A 16,801-nucleotide genomic window follows, 5' to 3' on the forward strand; every position below is an offset into this window, starting at 1 on the left:
ATCATCTTTGCAAAAACTATCGGTTAATTAATTTATTGCACCTTACTGATCCGCAGCGTATTGGTAGAACCGACCACATCCATGATGTCGCCTTGAGTGATGATGACAAGGTCACCCTTATCTAACAGTCCGCTGTCTTTTAATGTAGTTAGTGCTTCTTGTGCAGTCGGCAAACCTAAGTCTGCTTGGCAATCAAAATACACGGGAGTGACACCTCGATATAAGGCACTTCGATTCAAGGTCGCTTCATTACGTGAAAGGGCAAAAATGGGCAGGCCGGAACTCAAGCGTGACATCATTAACGCAGTACGCCCTGACTCCGTTAAGGACACCATGGCTTTAACGCCCTCTAAATGGTTTGCCGAATACATCGTAGCCATAGAAATCGCTTCTTCCGGTGTTTGGAACTTGCTGTCCATGCGATAGTTAGACACGTTCAAACTCGGCATTTTTTCGGCGCCAACGCAGACTTCTGCCATGGAGCGTACTGTCTCAACAGGAAAGTTACCAACAGCGGTTTCCCCAGACAACATAACAGCATCAGTACCATCTAAGACGGCATTAGCCACGTCCATAACTTCTGCCCGAGTTGGGAGAGGGTTAATGATCATGGATTCCATCATTTGAGTGGCCGTGATTACGGTGCGATTAAGGGCTCTCGCTCGTCGAATCAGTTGTTTTTGCACACCAACTAATTCGGGGTCGCCAATTTCGACCCCAAGATCGCCACGAGCAACCATTACTGCGTCGGACGCTGAGATAATATCGTCCATGCTTTCTTCATCAACAACAGATTCAGCTCGCTCAACTTTTGCAACTAGGTGAGCGCTCAACCCAGCATCTGTTGCCAGTCGACGGGCGTACTTCATATCTTCGCCGTTGCGAGGAAATGAAATCGCTAAGTAATCAACTTTGATTTTTGCTGCGGTTTGAATGTCTTCGATGTCTTTTTCGGTAAGCGCTGCAGCAGATAAGCCCCCTCCTTTTTTGTTGATCCCTTTGTTATTAGACAATGCGCCACCAACGGTCACCGTTGTATGCACTTTAAGCCCATCAACGCGTTCGATAAGCAGTTGAATGCGGCCATCATCGAGTAACAAAGTATCACCGGAAGAGACATCTTTGTGTAAGTCAGGGTAATCGAGTCCGACAGCATGTTCATCGCCGACGCCTTTCGGTAATCCAGCATCTAACGTGAATTTGTCGCCAACAATGAGCATGACCTTATCGTTTTTAAACGTTGACACTCGAATTTTCGGGCCTTGTAAATCCCCTAGAATGGCGACATGGATGCCATGCTTAGCGGCAATCGAGCGAACGCTGTTTGCGCGGTCTATGTGATCTTGAGCTTCGCCATGAGAAAAATTAAGACGAACGACATTCGCGCCAGCAAGAATGATTTTTTCCAAATTACTGTCTTTGTCAGTTGCGGGGCCAAGAGTGGCGACTATCTTTGTTCTTCTGAGCTGTTTCGACATCTGAATCTCCATAAATTGGATTTAAAGTGTTATTTTGAATGCTTAGCTGTCTTAAGTGTTGCTTATGAAAATAGAAAAAAGACTCACTACTTCTTCAGTGTAGTTATTTGAAGATTTTTTTGTTCGCAAAAAAACGTCAGATTGATCACCTTTCGAGAGATGTAATTTTATGAAATAAATAAACCAATTAAAAATTATGGGAATAAGCGTGACACTTGTCACGAGGTTTACCTAAGGGACTTCACAATTACTTCGCAAAGTAAAAAAATTAACAGGTATCTCATCTTTGGAGTTTCCTATGTACATGGCTCAACCAGGCCATATCGATCATATCAAGCAGGTAAATGCTGGTCGCGTATACAAATTAATTGACTTAAAGGGGCCCATATCGCGTATTGAATTATCAAAACAAAGCGAATTGGCACCAGCCAGCATTACTAAAATCACCCGCGAGTTAATCGATGCTCACCTGATCCACGAAACAACGGTGCAAGAAGCTACCAGTCGAGGCCGCCCAGCAGTTGGGTTGCAAACGAATAACGAAGGTTGGCAATTTTTATCCATGCGTCTTGGCCGTGGGTATTTAATGATTGCCCTTCACGAACATGGTGGTTCAGTTTTATTTGAAACCATGATCGAAATCGAAGAAATTGAGCAAGCTGATGTACTCAATCGACTGTTGCACGAAATTGAAGAGTTTTTTCAAACCTATTCAAACAAACTTGATCGTGTCACGAGTATTGCCATGACCCTACCTGGTTTGGTGGATTCCAATCGTGGTGTGGTGTTGCAAATGCCTCACTTCAACGTTAAGAACCTGGAATTGGGACCTGAAATCCATAAAGCGACGGGCTTACCTGTTTTTATCGCCAATGACACACGAGCTTGGGCATTAGCCGAAAACCTATTTGGAAACTCACAGGGTGTTGATAACTCACTGCTTGTTTCTATCCATCACGGATTAGGCGCCGGTGTGATTTTGGATGGCCGAGTGCTAGAAGGTCGACACGGTAACATTGGTGAGCTAGGGCATATTCAAATTGATCCTAATGGTAAACAATGCCATTGCGGAAATAAGGGCTGCCTTGAAACGGTAGCAAGCTCTAAGGCATTACGTGATGTTGTTAAGCAACGGATAGATAACGGCGATGCGACTTGCTTACAGGCCGATAACATTACGATTGAATCGATCAGTGATGCGGCTTTAGAAGGCGACGCTATGGCCATCGAAGAAATTGAAAGGCTTGGCGAATACTTAGGTACCGCAGTTGCGATTGTTATTAACCTCTTTAATCCAGAGAAAGTACTGATCGGAGGGGTCATCAACCATGCAAAATCGGTGTTGTATCCGGTCATTCAGGCAAATATTGAGTCGCAAACATTGCCTCTTTACCATCAAGACCTACAGTTAGATGAGAGTCGCTTTTACCGTGAAGCGACAATGCCGGGTGCAGCGTTGATTAAACAAGCGATGTATGACGGCCAGCTCTTGATGAAAGTTGTCGAGGGTTAATGCGAAATAGGGTGCACCATCACCCTATTAATTACAGACAATATGGCGAATAGTTGTCATATGCTGTACGCTGTTATTAAAGAAAAAATATGAGTAGCCTTTATGTCTGGAGTATTAAGCAGCGTTGACCAGCGAACTAACTTAGTAGGTGAAAACCGACTGGAGTTATTATTATTTCAACTAAATAGTCCGCAGATCTTTGCCGTCAACGTTTTTAAGGTAAGAGAAGTACTTAAAGTGCCGCCTGTTACGAAATTGCCTGGCTCTCATCATCATATTATTGGTGTCGCTTCGCTAAGAGGTGAATCTGTGCCGGTAATCGATCTTCGTGCTGCTATTGGCTTTAGACCTGGCCAGGAAGCAGAAGAACAGAACTTAATCATTACTGAATATAACCGCACCATTCAGGGGTTTCTGGTGGGGCAGGTTAGAAATATCGTTAACACCGCCTGGACTGAAATACAACCGCCACCTAAAACGGCAGGTCGTGCAAACTATTTAACGGCCATTACTCAGATCACTGAAAACGAACTCACCAGAATCGTAGAAATTATTGATGTCGAAAAAGTGTTGGCAGAGATTGTCGATTACGACACGTCAATCAGTGAGGGTGTATTGGATGAGCAATTAGCCGGAGAAATGGTTGGTCGAAAAATTTTAGTCGTAGATGACTCAGCAACGGCTCGAAATCAAATCATAGGGACGCTATCTCAGCTCGGCATTGAGTTTATTGAATGTAACGATGGCCTCGAAGCACTTAACTTACTTAAGTCTTGGTGTGATGAAGGTAAAGACGTGACGCGTGAACTCCTGATGATGATTACCGATGCTGAAATGCCAGAGATGGACGGCTACAAATTAACTCAGGAAGTGAGGAGTGACTCACGCATGAGCAATTTGTATGTCACATTAAATACCTCATTGAGTGGAAGCTTTAATGATGCCATGGTAGAAAAAGTGGGCTGTAATAAGTTCATATCTAAATTTCAACCCGATTTGTTAGTTTCTGTTACCCAAGAAAGGCTTCGTGAAATACTTTAGGCTTGAGTATTCACCATGCTAATGATAGATTCCGCACCCAGTTGTTGTCCTGACTGGGTGTTTTGCTATCTAGAGCAATTTTTTATCAGGAGTCGCTTTTTTATCAGGAGAAGTAATGACTTGGGTTATAAGTAAATGGTTGTTTACTTTAGCCGTGATAGCGTATAGGAAGTACTGGAAATCAGAGCACAAGGTAGAAGCTCATAATCACGCCGATAATGAATAATGAGAGCGGTTCTGCTCTCATCCATTTTTTAATTTCTCTTATTTTGGTTGCGCATCGATGCATTGACCGTGCACCGATATTCCCTCAGGAGACATAAGATAAACGTACAGTGGCATGATATCTTGCGCTGTCTTTAAGTTGTTTGTGTCCTCCGCCGGAAATGCCTTAGCGCGCATGGTTGTGCGAGTGCCGCCGGGGTTAATTGCATTGACGCGTACCGGAGTATTCTCGAGCTCATCGGCTAATACCTGCATCATGCCTTCTGTGGCAAATTTAGACATTGCGTATACCCCCCAGAATGCACGGCCTTGATGACCGACAGTGGAAGAAGTGAAGATAATTCGAGCATCTTCAGATTGTTTCAATATTGGTAGTAAGGCTTTGGTTATTAAGAATTGGGCTTTTACGTTTACTTGCATTACGTCATCGTAAGAATCTTCGCCTATTTGTTCAAAAGGGCTAATAATACCCAAGATACCCGCATTGTTTAGCAACCCATCCAAACGACCAAATTGCCCTTCGATTGTTTCCGCCATATCAAGATAATGCTTCTCCGTTGCCCCTTTCATATCAAGTGGAATGATGGCTGGTTGGGGGTAACCTAGTGCTTCAATTTCGTCGTAGGTCTGTTCCAGCTTTTTTACCGTTCTGCCCAGTAGAATTACGGTAGCGCCCTTACTTGCGTAACTGATGGCCGCTTGCTTACCGATGCCATCTCCAGCACCTGTCACTAGAATAACTTTATTTTTTAAACTATCTGTCGAGACCGAATAATCCACAGCACTCATCCCTTTGTTTGTTCGGCAATTTCGCCTTCCGGCCTGTCGGCGGATATTTCTGGCAGAAATTAGCATTATTAGTTGGTAATTGTGATAAGACAGTTACAATACACGAATTCGTTTCATAGGGGATATGACATTGGAATTTTTATTAGATTACGGGTTGTTTTTAGCTAAGATCGTCACACTACTTGCCGCGGTTGCTGCTTTATTAATCATCGTAAAGTTAGTGGGCAGTAAGCATGGGTCTTCAAAAGGGGAGTTGGAAATCACCAACTTGACCGACAAGCATCAAGATAATCTCGAGTATTTGGAAGATCATATTCATGATGATGCTTATTTAAAGGCGCGCCATAAGGCAGAAAAGAAACAAGAAAAAGAAGAGAATAAAAAGCGCGAAAAAGAAGTGAAGCAGTCTGCAAAAGAAGGCAAGCTTGAATCTAGCCGTAAACCTCATCTGTTCGTATTGGATTTTAATGGCAGTATTGATGCAAAAGAAGTGACCTCATTAAGAGAGGAAATATCAGCGTTGATATCCGTTGCTCAAGACGGCGATGAAGTCTTAGTTCGATTGGAGTCTGGTGGTGGTATGGTACACGGTTATGGGTTGGCTGCGTCTCAACTTGATCGCATTAAAGCAGCTAATATTCCGTTGACTGTCTCTGTAGATAAAGTCGCTGCGAGCGGCGGTTATATGATGGCATGTGTCGCTGACAAAATTGTATCGGCTCCTTTTGCTATTGTCGGCTCTATTGGTGTTATCGCGCAGTTACCTAACTTTAGTAAGTTACTTAAAAAACATGATATTGAATACGAGCAATTAACAGCTGGTGAATACAAGCGCACACTGACTATGTTTGGTGAAAATACGGATAAAGCGCGTGATAAATTCAAAGAAGAACTTGAAGAGACTCACGGGTTGTTCAAGGATTTCATTCATGCACGCCGTCCAGCGTTAAATCTAGATAAAGTCGCAACTGGCGAGCACTGGTTTGGTACGCAAGCTCAAGAACTCGGTTTAGTTGATGAAATTTCAACATCAGATGATTTGGTTATGCAGGCATGTAAAGATAAAACCGTGTTGGCTATCTCTTATGTACAGAAGAAAAAGCTAGCAGACAAACTGGCAGGTGTTGCAGGCGAAGCCGCCGATCACGTGTTAATGAAGTGGATCAACCGAGGCCAGCGACCTATCCTATAGGGGCTGAGTTTCTCTTCATAAAGTCTGCCTCAATGGCAGGCTTTATTATTTTTCCTTATGGAACTGCGTGAGTTTCTGTATAATACACCGCCGATAAAAGCTGGCAGCTAAGTGCTGCGTATGGCTACTAACTAAAATGGAGAATCAGATGTCCACTCAACCACCAGTAATTACTGTTGATGGCCCAAGCGGTGCAGGCAAAGGAACGTTGTGCATGCTGTTGGCAGAAAAACTGGGTTTTCATTTGCTAGATTCTGGTGCGATATACCGAGTGTTGGCACTGGCTGCAATTCATCACGGCTTAGATACTGAATCAGAAGATGTTCTGGTTCCGCTTGCCATGCACCTAGATGTGCAATTTATCGCCGAAGGTGATTTGGTTAAAGTGATTTTAGAAGGTGAAGACGTTTCTAAAGAACTGCGTAAGGAAACAACCGGTGAAGCCGCGTCAAAGATCGCTGCATTGCCTCGAGTGCGCGAAGCTTTATTAAGACGTCAGCGCTCATTCGCTTCTGCTCCGGGCCTCGTTGGTGATGGCCGAGATCTTGGTACGGTTGTATTTACGAATGCAGTTGCTAAAATATTTCTAGACGCAAGTGCTGAAGAACGTGCTAATCGCCGTTATAAGCAGTTGCAAGATAAAGGCCATAGTGTTAAATTTGATGACCTTTTGTGCGAGATACAGGACAGAGACTTCCGCGATAGAAATCGAGCGGTTGCCCCTTTGCGTCCTGCTGATGACGCACTAGTGCTTGACTCAACATCGCTTTCTATTGAAGAAGTGGTGGAGCAGGCGCTCGTATTTATAGAATCTAAATTGTCTGAGGTTTAGTTATTAGCGTAATAGCTATTAAGTGAAACTTAGGCAATAGGAATGTCGGTTGCAAGGATGATGACTGGCAATTTTATCAACCCCACGCGGTAGGATGCCCGTGGACGTTTAATTATTGAAGATCAAATTAATGACTGAATCTTTTGCTCAACTCTTTGAAGAGTTTCTATCTGAAACTGAATTCCAACAAGGTACTATTGTTAAAGGTACTGTAGTAGCTATCGAGAACGGTTTCGTTCTTGTAGATGCTGGCCTTAAGTCTGAATCTGCTATCCCTGCTGAACAATTCAAGAACGCTGCTGGCGAACTTGAAGTTGAAGTTGGTTCTGAAGTAGACGTAGCGCTTGACGCTGTTGAAGATGGTTTCGGTGAGACTCAACTTTCTCGTGAGAAAGCGAAGCGTCATGAAGCTTGGATCGTACTTGAGAAAGCTTACGAAGAAGCTGAAACTGTTGTTGGTATCATCAACGGTAAAGTTAAAGGCGGTTTCACTGTTGAATTAAACGGTATCCGTGCTTTCCTTCCTGGTTCTCTAGTAGACGTACGTCCAATCCGTGACACTGCTCACTTAGAAAACAAAGAGCTAGAGTTCAAAGTAATCAAGCTAGACCAGAAGCGTAACAACGTTGTTGTTTCTCGTCGTGCTGTTATCGAATCTGAAAACAGCGTTGAGCGTGACGAACTTCTTGAAACTCTTCAAGAAGGCACTGAAGTTAAAGGTATCGTTAAGAACCTTACTGACTACGGCGCATTCGTTGACCTTGGCGGTGTAGATGGCCTTCTTCACATCACAGATATGGCTTGGAAGCGTGTTAAGCACCCATCTGAGATCGTAAATGTTGGTGACGAAATCCTAGTTAAAGTTCTTAAGTTTGACCGTGAGCGCACTCGTGTTTCTCTAGGTCTTAAGCAACTTGGCGAAGATCCATGGGTAGCAATTGCTAAGCGTTACCCAGAAGGTCACAAACTTTCTGGCCGTGTTACTAACCTAACTGACTACGGTTGCTTCGTTGAAATCGAAGAAGGCGTTGAAGGTCTAGTACACGTTTCTGAAATGGATTGGACTAACAAGAACATCCACCCTTCTAAAGTTGTTAATGTTGGCGACGAAGTTGAGGTTATGGTTCTTGAGATCGACGAAGAACGTCGTCGTATCTCTCTAGGTCTTAAGCAATGTAAAGCTAACCCATGGCAGTCATTCGCTGAAGCGCAAGCTAAAGGCGATCAAGTTACTGGTAAGATCAAGTCTATCACTGACTTTGGTATCTTCATCGGTCTTGACGGTGGCATCGACGGTCTTGTTCACCTATCTGACATTTCTTGGAATGTTGCTGGTGAAGACGCAGTTCGTGACTACAAGAAAGGCGATGAAATCTCTGCAGTTGTTCTAGCAGTAGACGCTGAGCGTGAGCGTATTTCTCTTGGCGTTAAGCAAATGGAAAACGACCCGTTCAATGCATACGTAGCTGACAACAAAAAAGGTACGCTAGTTAACGGTACTGTTACTGCAGTTGATGCAAAAGGTGCTACAATTGAACTAGTAGACGGCGTTGAAGGTTACATCCGTGCTTCTGAAGTATCACGTGACCGTATCGAAGATGCGTCTCTAATCCTAAGCGTTGGTGACAGCGTTGAAGCGAAATTTACTGGTGTAGACCGTAAAAACCGCGTAATCAACCTATCTATCAAAGCTAAAGATGAAGCTGAAGAGCAAGAAGCAATGGCTACACTGAACAAACCTGAAGAAGGTGGTTTCGGTAACGCTATGGCTGACGCATTCAAGGCTGCTAAAGGCGAATAATTAATCGCTAAGAGGGAGCCGTAAGGCTCCCTTTTTTTCGATATGTGCCTTACTGATTTCAACAGTAATGAGGGAAACTATGACTAAGTCTGAATTAATTGAAAGACTCTGCGCGCAACAAACACACCTTTCTGCAAAAGAAGTGGAAGACGCTGTTAAGGATATCCTTGAACATATGGCATCTACCCTAGAAAACGGTGATCGTATTGAAATCCGTGGTTTCGGTAGTTTCTCACTGCACTATCGAGATCCTAGAATGGGCCGTAACCCTAAAACTGGTGACAAGGTTGAATTGGAAGGTAAATACGTTCCTCATTTCAAACCTGGCAAAGAATTACGTGAACGTGTAAACATTCATAGTTAATCATCATGTATTGGTGTTATACAAAAGCGGCATGCTGATAGTATGCCGCTTTTTTATAACCTTAAAATAGTTAATTAGCTGTTTATTGGTTATCAGCATGGCTTGAAAGCACAATTTACTGCATAATCAAGGGCTGTGAATCCAATATCAGGAGTGCTGAGTTATGAAAATTATAAAAATAATTGTGGTTATCGCCCTTGTCCTAGTTGCACTGGCATTAGGAGCTCAAAATCAAGAAGTAGTGACCTTTAACTATCTTTTGGCAAAAGGTGATTTCCACTTATCCATATTACTCGGCATTGTATTTGCCACTGGAGTTGCATTGTCTGCGCTGGCTTTTGGCAGCATTCAGTTAAAGTACAAGTTAACGATTCGCCGCTTAAACAAACAGTTAAAAAAGTATCAACCAAAGATTGATGCAAAAGAGAGCAAGGCCTAAAAGGGCAACTGAATGCTGGAATTACTCTTCTTGCTCCTACCCGTTGCGGCAGCTTATGGCTGGTACATGGGCAACCGCAGCGCTAGGTTCGACAAGCAGAAACAATCTAATCAAATCTCTCGTCAATATGTGATGGGGTTAAACTTGCTACTGTCTGATCAATCAGATAAAGCCGTTGACCACTTCATTGAGCTACTGCAAGTAGATGACGAGACCATCGATACCCATCTTGCACTCGGTAACCTGTTCCGTTCCCGAGGTGAAGTTGATCGTGCTATTCGCATACACCAAAATTTAATATCTCGTTCCGGTTTAACGATTGAACAAAAAAATATAGCTTTGCAGCAGCTAGCGAAGGACTTCATGGTCTCTGGTTTGCTCGATCGCGCTGAGCGTATTTTCATGCAGTTATTGGATGAACCTGATCACCGAACGGCAGCTCTTGGACAATTGGTCGCTATCTATCAACAAACTCGTGAATGGCAAAAAGCCATTGATTATGCATTGGCCTTGGTTAAAACAGGTAAGAAAAAATTCAAAAAAGACATCGCACATTATTATTGTGAACTTGCTATGTTGGAACAGGGTGAAGGTAACCAAAAGCGTGTTATTGGCTTATTGAAAAAAGCGTTACTTGAAGATCCTAAGTGTGTACGAGCTACTATCCAGTTGGGCAAAGTCTATTTAATTAACGAAGATTATGCTCAAACTGCGTCTTATATGGAAATGGTCTTGGATCAAGACATCGACTTTGTCGGGGAAGTCTTACCAATATTGGCAGACTGCTACCACCATTTAGGACGTGAAAATGAACTGCTCACGTTCCTTCAACAATGTATCGCGAAAAAAGCAGGGGTATCAGCTGAATTGATGCTTGCTCAATTAGTCGCGCAACATGAAGGGCCGGCTGCTGCACAAACCTTGCTTACAAGGCAGCTAATTAAGAACCCAACAATGAAAGGGTTCTATCGCCTAATGGACTACCATCTTTCTGAAGCAGAGGAGGGTAGGGCAAAAGACAGCTTAACGACTCTTCAATCCATGGTTGGCGAGCAGCTTAAATTAAAACCTCATCATCGATGCCGCAAATGTGGCTTTTCGACCCATTCCCTTTATTGGCATTGTCCATCATGTAAGGGTTGGGGGACGATCAAGCCTATACGAGGCCTTGATGGAGAGTAATTTACAGAGTTGGGATAATACCCAAATTAAAATGGCAGCGGCGTTCCCGCTGCTTTTTTTAGATTTTCAAAGTTAGTTAGGAGAGAAAATGAACGACCAAAAAGTCATCGTGGCATTAGACTATGATAACCAAGCAGACGCATTGGCCTTTGTAGACAGAATCGACCCAGCAAGTTGCCGCCTAAAAGTAGGCAAAGAGATGTTTACTTTATTTGGTCCTGAATTTGTACGCGAACTGCATAAGCGCGGCTTCAGTGTTTTCTTAGACCTAAAGTTTCATGATATTCCAAATACATGTTCCAAAGCCGTTCGTGCTGCTGCAGAAATGGGCGTATGGATGGTGAATGTTCATGCGAGTGGCGGAGAGCGCATGATGACGGCTTCACGCGAGATACTTGAACCGTATGGTAAGGATCGTCCTTTACTTATTGGTGTAACAGTCTTGACTAGCATGGAACAATCAGACTTAGCAGGTATAGGTTTAGACATTGCTCCACAACAACAAGTGATGCGCCTTGCGAATTTGACCAAAAATTCTGGTTTAGACGGGGTGGTATGCTCTGCTCAAGAAGCCTCTATGCTTAAATCTGAGCTTGGTAAGTCATTTCAGCTTGTAACGCCTGGAATTCGTCCGGTTGGCGCGGCTGTTGGCGACCAGAAGCGTATCATGACACCCCCTCAAGCAATTGAAGCGGGCTCTGACTACTTAGTGATCGGCAGGCCGATCACGCAAGCTAGTGATCCTGCGGTAGTGCTGCAACAGATAAACGAAACGTTAGCATAAATATCAATGTGCTTTGAAAAAACGCTCATCCTTCAGGGTGGGCGTTTTTTTTGATGAAGTGAATAGGATCAACGCTATCTTAACTTGATTAGCTTACTCAAATTCTGGCTATTTATAGAGTATATAGTTGTGAGTCTAAAGAGCACTATTTATTTTTAGGGATTAATTAAAAGAATATTATCTTATCATATTTGATATAACAGGATCATAACTCACCAATTAATAATGAATTCCAACTTATCAAATTAGGCTCATCAAGTTTCATTGGGTTTACGTGAAGTGCTTCGCACTGCTGTTTGATATTCTAATCATCACTATAATTAATAAATGACATAAAGTACTATTTGTTACTTGTATCAGCTGACTAGTATGGTGAGTAGTGGCAATAAATAAAAATACAAAAATGTAAAAATTCAATACTTTCCGAGATTATGCTATTTATATTTATTTAAATGGTAGTGTATTTATATGTCTCTCGCCAAAATAAAACGGAATTAGCATTATAGCTAATGTACATTCATGGAAGATTTATTATGCAGAACACAGAAAAGTGGATGCTTAAATCAACATCTCTAATTATAGGTTTACTAATTAATTCCCATTTATATGCAGGGGAAGTGATGGTTGATGAAAGTGAAAACTCGACGAATATAACAGAAAGCGGCAACTGCTTTGACTGTAAGCTAAGCGGTACAATAACCGGTGGTTACGATACTAATATATACAACCGTAATGACCATCGTTCAATCAGAAGCTTATCATGGCGGCTATCGTTGGATTACTCGTTCTTAAACCACTATAAAGTATATTTAAAAACCGGTGGTTATCGAGCTCTTGAGGACAAAGTAGGAGACTATTTTACAGATAGCGTTATAGGTATGAGCCGGAGCAACCTATTTAACTTCGGAGAAAGTGGCGAAATTGGTCTGTCTGGTCAATTTACAATACCGACCTCAGAGACATCGCGTAAAGATTCTTTGAATACTGCCATTCGCGTGGCGGTTCCTGTCAGCGCAAAACACTGGGGAGTTAGATTTTCAGTAACTCCAAGGATTTCGAAGAGCTTTCATCAATATAAAACGTCTGGTGAAAAATCACTAACAGAATGGATTTACTCATTATCAATGGCTGCTAGTTATTCGTGGTCTGATTTGTCAGTTGGTGCGTCCATGTTGGGTGGAAATAGCCGCTCTTATCAAGGGACTCGTCGTAACGACATAACTTATGCTGGTTCTATATATGGAGGTTATAAAATTACCGACAATATAGGGGTATCTCTTTCTGCATCGACATCTGGGTTTTATGCAGATGCTGAGCGAGGAACGCTTGGAAATATAGATTTATTTGACCCAAACAGTGCTAGCTATAACGCAGAAATATCTTATTCATTTTAGGGAAAGACGAGTAATTAAAGGACACAGATATGAAATATAATAAAGTTGCTTTAGTAGCAGCTATAGGTGGAATACTTTCGGGCTGTGGTGCGGATGATCAAGCGTACGATACAGCAACAAAATCAGCTAGTTTAGTTGCAAAGTCTCAGATTAAAACCGACCAAGTTTATTTATATATGCCTTCAATGGCAAGAGCACCTAAGTATGCCGTCTCAATGGCTCCATTTATGCAGGGTCAGGAAAAACTTGTCACACTTTCTTTTGAAGGCGGACTGACAAGTGATGAGAAGGGCGGCTTAAAAGTTACCATGATCAGCCCCGATGTAATAAGCCAAGATGAAATTGATCAAGGTAAGCTTGGTCGTTGGATGGAAGATCAAGACAGTGCTCGACCTGTATTAACGATCCCTGGCCTATTCATTGACTATCAGTGTAAAGAAGATAGTTACGGAGATTGTACAAACGTTGAAGAGAAAGTCGATGAGAATGAGGTTGCATGGCAAGCCCGTAAGTACTTCTTACCTGACTTTGCCGACGTAGAGGTGCATGAGCGTAGCTGGAATGATTTATTCACTCATGCTGACGGGTGTATTAAAACTTCTGGAAGCGCTCGATTAGCAACGGATCAGAATAGTAACTGGAAAGGTTACGAAGTAAATTCTGAAGGTGTTATAAATTTTGAAATCGAGCAAGACTATCAAGTAACGAACAGTTGGGATTGCATGATAAATGCCTTATCCCAGTCCAATTTCGATATGTCGACTCTTACCTTTACGGTTTCTCAATTCTACTCGTTGGTTCCACTAGATTTAGTGCGGTCGCCATCTCCGGCGAAAGCTGGTCAAACAATGATCGATGGTGCGTACGAGCCAATTGTTTATATGCGTGGCGATGAAGATACCTTTGGTTTTTTCTCCAATACTCGGGGGCGACCAGACCCATCTTATGTCGATGGTCAATTTGACCAGAACTTTGATTACTTACATAGATTCAATCCAAATTTGGATTCAATCGTATATCATTTATCAGACAGTTTTGATCTTAATGAAGAAACGCGCTTCTTCAAACAGGTGACAAAAGACGTCGTAGAAAAACTAAATCCTCAATTGGCAAAAGTAGGCGTTCCTACCATTCTTCTAGAAGAACCGTCTGGTAAGCAATCTGGGGACCTACGTTATAACGTAATAAATCTCATAGATGAGCCTCTTGATAACGGTTTAGCAGGCTATGGTCCTTCAGCCGTTAACCCGATAACGGGAGAGATTGTCCATGCTCATGTTAACCAGTACTCAGGCGTCCTCCGTTCTATATCAGACTGGCTGTGGGATAGAATTGTACTTGACTACAATAAAGGCCGTGTAACACCGGTTGAATCTTTGGTTACCACCAACATTCCAGCAACGAATACATCTACGCAAGGGGGAACGGTCGAATTAGATCCAAACGCAAGTCAAATTGATGATAGTGGTGTCAATACCGAAAGACTAAACAACCTGCCAGTTGCAAATGAGACATTGCAGCATGTCATTGAAGCATTCAATGAACAAATGCAGTATACGGATGAAGATGTAACTATTGAGAAAATGTCTGCAATTACCGAGTTGGAAAAACGTTTGTGGGCTGAAAACAATATGTATCCGGTAAGTGCTATGCGTGGTGGTACGACGATTAAATCGTTGCCGACGACGATTGGTGGCCGGCAGTTAGACATGCAAGCCCCTGAGCTTTGGAAAGATGAGGTTGTTGGAGGAAAACTTAAGAGTTGGTCTGAGCTTACCGAAAAAAAACAGGAAGAACTGAGCTTACTTATTGTTGGTGTTTTTTACGCAAAAACACTTGTACATGAACTTGGGCACAACTTAGGTCTACGACACAACTTCAAAGGCAGCAACGATTCAACCAACTACTTTAAAGACAGTGAACTGGCTGAACATGGCCTAAAAACGGTTCCAGATTATTCTTCTATTATGGACTATAACCCATCTTTACTAAATGCACTTCCAGTATTCGGGCCATACGACTTGGCTGCATTACGATTTGGCTACAAACGTGAAGTAGAAACGACGCATAAGTTCAAAGCGAGCAGTGATCTGCCTAGCCACGAATTTACTAGTGTAAAGCAATATGATGATACGATTCGCGCAGAGGTGCTCGATGGGTATACGCGTCCATCAGACCTTGTTTATGACGGTGTTGTTAATGCGTTAGAGAGTATATTTGAGAAAGATCGAGAAGATAGCTCGGTTGATACCGAATCCAACCTACGCGTCTTTTCGTACTGTACTGATGGGAATGTTTCACTCAACGAAGATTGTAACCGTCACGACGAAGGTCGTAACCGTGATGAAATCATGGCATTCAAGTTAGAAACTTACGATGATCTTTACTACAAGCGCTCAATGCGAGGTATGAAAGAGAATTTCTCTGAAAGCACGATTTCATCGTACGCAAACCGCCGCATCAATGATTTTATGGACTGGAGAAACAGCATCCATGATTTCCAACGCTGGAAAGAGTTTATGCCGAGCTCCTTCCAAGATGATGGTTACCGTATCTTTGTTTCGAAGATTGATCCTTATTGCAGTAATGAAGCAAACAAAACTGGAATTACCTACGAACTATATTGTGGCTCTCCAAAAGCAGTTGAAAGTGCAAGAGATAAATTGGTAGATATTTTGATCACCCCTGATCATCACTGTGAGCTAGTAGATAGTAGTAATAATTATAGCTATCAGAAGCTGGCTACGGTTATTGATGAATGGAATTATCGCAATTTCTTCCCTATCAACCATGTGCCTCAGTCATGTTTTGACGCGACTGTCGTAGACGCGTTAAATACGGTTGGTTTAACCGTCACAGGTGAAATAGGTAAATATTTGAATAGTGGTAGTGCTCCTCGTCCGGCACCAGTAAACAACTATTCAAACTATATCGATTACGTCGGACATTGGGCGGATAAACTTGCAGCTGCTGTTGCGTTGGTCGACCGAGTGGGTCATAGAAACACGACAAGTCGCTCTACGGTAGCGTTGCTTGACTTACCTGATGTATCGATCACTTCTTCCGGTGGTAGAGTGATTGATGTTAAAAAATACTTGCTTGATACTCTAATCTTGGGCACTGAAGATTATAGTAAAATGTTTAAAGATTCTGCAGGAAACTATCAAGCAGCAAAAGGTGATTTCAACGGGATAACCTGGGAAGACAAGATTGAGATCATGCCTTATTATGGAAGTTACTCCATACGCACACATTTCAATATACCTCGATTCCAGCAAGTACCTTTAACAAAAGCGATTTTAGTCGCTATGGTGACTCACAGTGCAGGAAATATGGTCGATCAGCGTGACGAAACTTTCTCTCGTATGATTACAATACGCAGCGATTATCCTTCAGCATCAGACGTCCGTAGTTACAAACGTCAAAACGGACGCACCTACTATGCAACGGAAGAAAATCAATATGCTTGGGGTATGATCGAATTCACTAACGAGTTCGAAGCTCTGCAGAGTGCGGAAGCAAACAGCATAGACTTGACTACAATTTCGTTAAATTCCATAGCACTAGCTGATTATCAAGATGCCGACAAAAAACTGAAATTGACCAAATTATATAATTATCAACTCAGTTCACTAGAGAACCTGCCAGTATATAACTTAGTGAGAGATCTAGACTTAGATCTAACGACTCACTAGTCACATCAATACAGTAAGGCTCCCATTTATACTTAAATGGGAGCCTTTTTCGTTTACGTGACAAAAACGATG

General features: G+C 42.5%; 13 protein-coding genes. 11 read left to right on the top strand and 2 right to left on the bottom strand.

The window, feature by feature from the left end; all coding sequences use genetic code 11:
- Window positions 1–32 precede the first annotated feature (32 nt).
- A complete protein-coding gene (pyk, locus tag QWZ04_RS18665; RefSeq protein WP_290329748.1) occupies window positions 33–1,478 on the bottom strand; it encodes a pyruvate kinase in 1,446 nt (481 codons plus the stop codon).
- A gap of 298 nt (window positions 1,479–1,776) precedes the next feature.
- Here pyk and mlc point away from each other — a divergent pair, with 298 nt between their 5' ends.
- Window positions 1,777–2,991, top strand: a complete 1,215-nt coding sequence (gene mlc / locus QWZ04_RS18670; RefSeq protein ID WP_290329749.1) for a sugar metabolism global transcriptional regulator Mlc — start codon at window positions 1,777–1,779, stop codon at window positions 2,989–2,991.
- A 102-nt stretch (window positions 2,992–3,093) separates the two neighbouring features.
- Window positions 3,094–4,032 (top strand): chemotaxis protein CheV, encoded by a 939-nt coding sequence (locus QWZ04_RS18675; protein ID WP_290329750.1) that lies wholly within the window; start codon window positions 3,094–3,096, stop codon window positions 4,030–4,032.
- Window positions 4,033–4,296: 264 nt separating this feature from the next.
- Here the strand turns inward: QWZ04_RS18675 and QWZ04_RS18680 are convergent, their stop codons facing one another.
- Window positions 4,297–5,037, bottom strand: coding sequence for a YciK family oxidoreductase (locus QWZ04_RS18680; RefSeq protein ID WP_290329751.1), 741 nt, complete (start codon window positions 5,035–5,037; stop codon window positions 4,297–4,299).
- Between the two features lie 139 nt (window positions 5,038–5,176).
- On the opposite strand from QWZ04_RS18680, the gene sohB reads away from it, so the two are divergent.
- The 9 genes from sohB to QWZ04_RS18725 all read left to right on the top strand — a co-directional run bounded on the left by sohB (window position 5,177) and on the right by QWZ04_RS18725 (window position 16,729).
- Complete coding sequence (gene sohB / locus QWZ04_RS18685) at window positions 5,177–6,238, top strand: protease SohB (RefSeq protein ID WP_290329752.1); 1,062 nt, start codon at window positions 5,177–5,179, stop codon at window positions 6,236–6,238.
- Window positions 6,239–6,386: 148 nt separating this feature from the next.
- Window positions 6,387–7,070 (top strand): (d)CMP kinase, encoded by a 684-nt coding sequence (cmk, locus tag QWZ04_RS18690; RefSeq protein WP_290329753.1) that lies wholly within the window; start codon window positions 6,387–6,389, stop codon window positions 7,068–7,070.
- A 130-nt stretch (window positions 7,071–7,200) separates the two neighbouring features.
- Window positions 7,201–8,871 (top strand): 30S ribosomal protein S1, encoded by a 1,671-nt coding sequence (gene rpsA, locus QWZ04_RS18695; protein ID WP_102521813.1) that lies wholly within the window; start codon window positions 7,201–7,203, stop codon window positions 8,869–8,871.
- A gap of 67 nt (window positions 8,872–8,938) precedes the next feature.
- Entirely contained in the window at window positions 8,939–9,235 is a 297-nt protein-coding gene (gene ihfB / locus QWZ04_RS18700) for an integration host factor subunit beta (protein ID WP_172443077.1), read from the top strand.
- Window positions 9,236–9,398: 163 nt separating this feature from the next.
- Window positions 9,399–9,674 carry a LapA family protein gene (locus QWZ04_RS18705; protein ID WP_290329754.1) on the top strand — a complete coding sequence of 92 codons (276 nt, stop codon included), beginning with the start codon at window positions 9,399–9,401 and terminating at the stop codon, window positions 9,672–9,674.
- Between the two features lie 12 nt (window positions 9,675–9,686).
- Window positions 9,687–10,856, top strand: coding sequence for a lipopolysaccharide assembly protein LapB (gene lapB / locus QWZ04_RS18710; protein WP_290329755.1), 1,170 nt, complete (start codon window positions 9,687–9,689; stop codon window positions 10,854–10,856).
- 88 nt (window positions 10,857–10,944) lie between these two features.
- A complete protein-coding gene (gene pyrF / locus QWZ04_RS18715; RefSeq protein ID WP_290329756.1) occupies window positions 10,945–11,640 on the top strand; it encodes an orotidine-5'-phosphate decarboxylase in 696 nt (231 codons plus the stop codon).
- A gap of 533 nt (window positions 11,641–12,173) precedes the next feature.
- Complete coding sequence (locus QWZ04_RS18720; RefSeq protein ID WP_290329757.1) at window positions 12,174–13,034, top strand: hypothetical protein; 861 nt, start codon at window positions 12,174–12,176, stop codon at window positions 13,032–13,034.
- Between the two features lie 29 nt (window positions 13,035–13,063).
- Window positions 13,064–16,729: a zinc-dependent metalloprotease gene (locus QWZ04_RS18725; protein WP_290329758.1), complete on the top strand. Its 3,666-nt coding sequence runs from the start codon at window positions 13,064–13,066 to the stop codon at window positions 16,727–16,729.
- Window positions 16,730–16,801 lie beyond the last annotated feature (72 nt).

This window comes from Vibrio tapetis subsp. quintayensis (assembly GCF_030409945.1).
Classification (GTDB): domain Bacteria; phylum Pseudomonadota; class Gammaproteobacteria; order Enterobacterales; family Vibrionaceae; genus Vibrio; species Vibrio quintayensis.

Excerpts from the sequence above, each read along its gene's own strand:
- pyk (WP_290329748.1), bottom strand. The coding sequence starts at position 1,478 with ATGTCGAAACAGCTCAGAAGAACAAAGATAGTCGCCACTCTTGGCCCC.
- mlc (WP_290329749.1), top strand. The coding sequence starts at position 1,777 with ATGTACATGGCTCAACCAGGCCATATCGATCATATCAAGCAGGTAAAT.
- QWZ04_RS18675 (WP_290329750.1), top strand. The coding sequence starts at position 3,094 with ATGTCTGGAGTATTAAGCAGCGTTGACCAGCGAACTAACTTAGTAGGT.
- cmk (WP_290329753.1), top strand. The coding sequence starts at position 6,387 with ATGTCCACTCAACCACCAGTAATTACTGTTGATGGCCCAAGCGGTGCA.
- rpsA (WP_102521813.1), top strand. The coding sequence starts at position 7,201 with ATGACTGAATCTTTTGCTCAACTCTTTGAAGAGTTTCTATCTGAAACT.
- ihfB (WP_172443077.1), top strand. The coding sequence starts at position 8,939 with ATGAGGGAAACTATGACTAAGTCTGAATTAATTGAAAGACTCTGCGCG.
- QWZ04_RS18705 (WP_290329754.1), top strand. The coding sequence starts at position 9,399 with ATGAAAATTATAAAAATAATTGTGGTTATCGCCCTTGTCCTAGTTGCA.
- lapB (WP_290329755.1), top strand. The coding sequence starts at position 9,687 with ATGCTGGAATTACTCTTCTTGCTCCTACCCGTTGCGGCAGCTTATGGC.
- pyrF (WP_290329756.1), top strand. The coding sequence starts at position 10,945 with ATGAACGACCAAAAAGTCATCGTGGCATTAGACTATGATAACCAAGCA.
- QWZ04_RS18720 (WP_290329757.1), top strand. The coding sequence starts at position 12,174 with ATGCAGAACACAGAAAAGTGGATGCTTAAATCAACATCTCTAATTATA.
- QWZ04_RS18725 (WP_290329758.1), top strand. The coding sequence starts at position 13,064 with ATGAAATATAATAAAGTTGCTTTAGTAGCAGCTATAGGTGGAATACTT.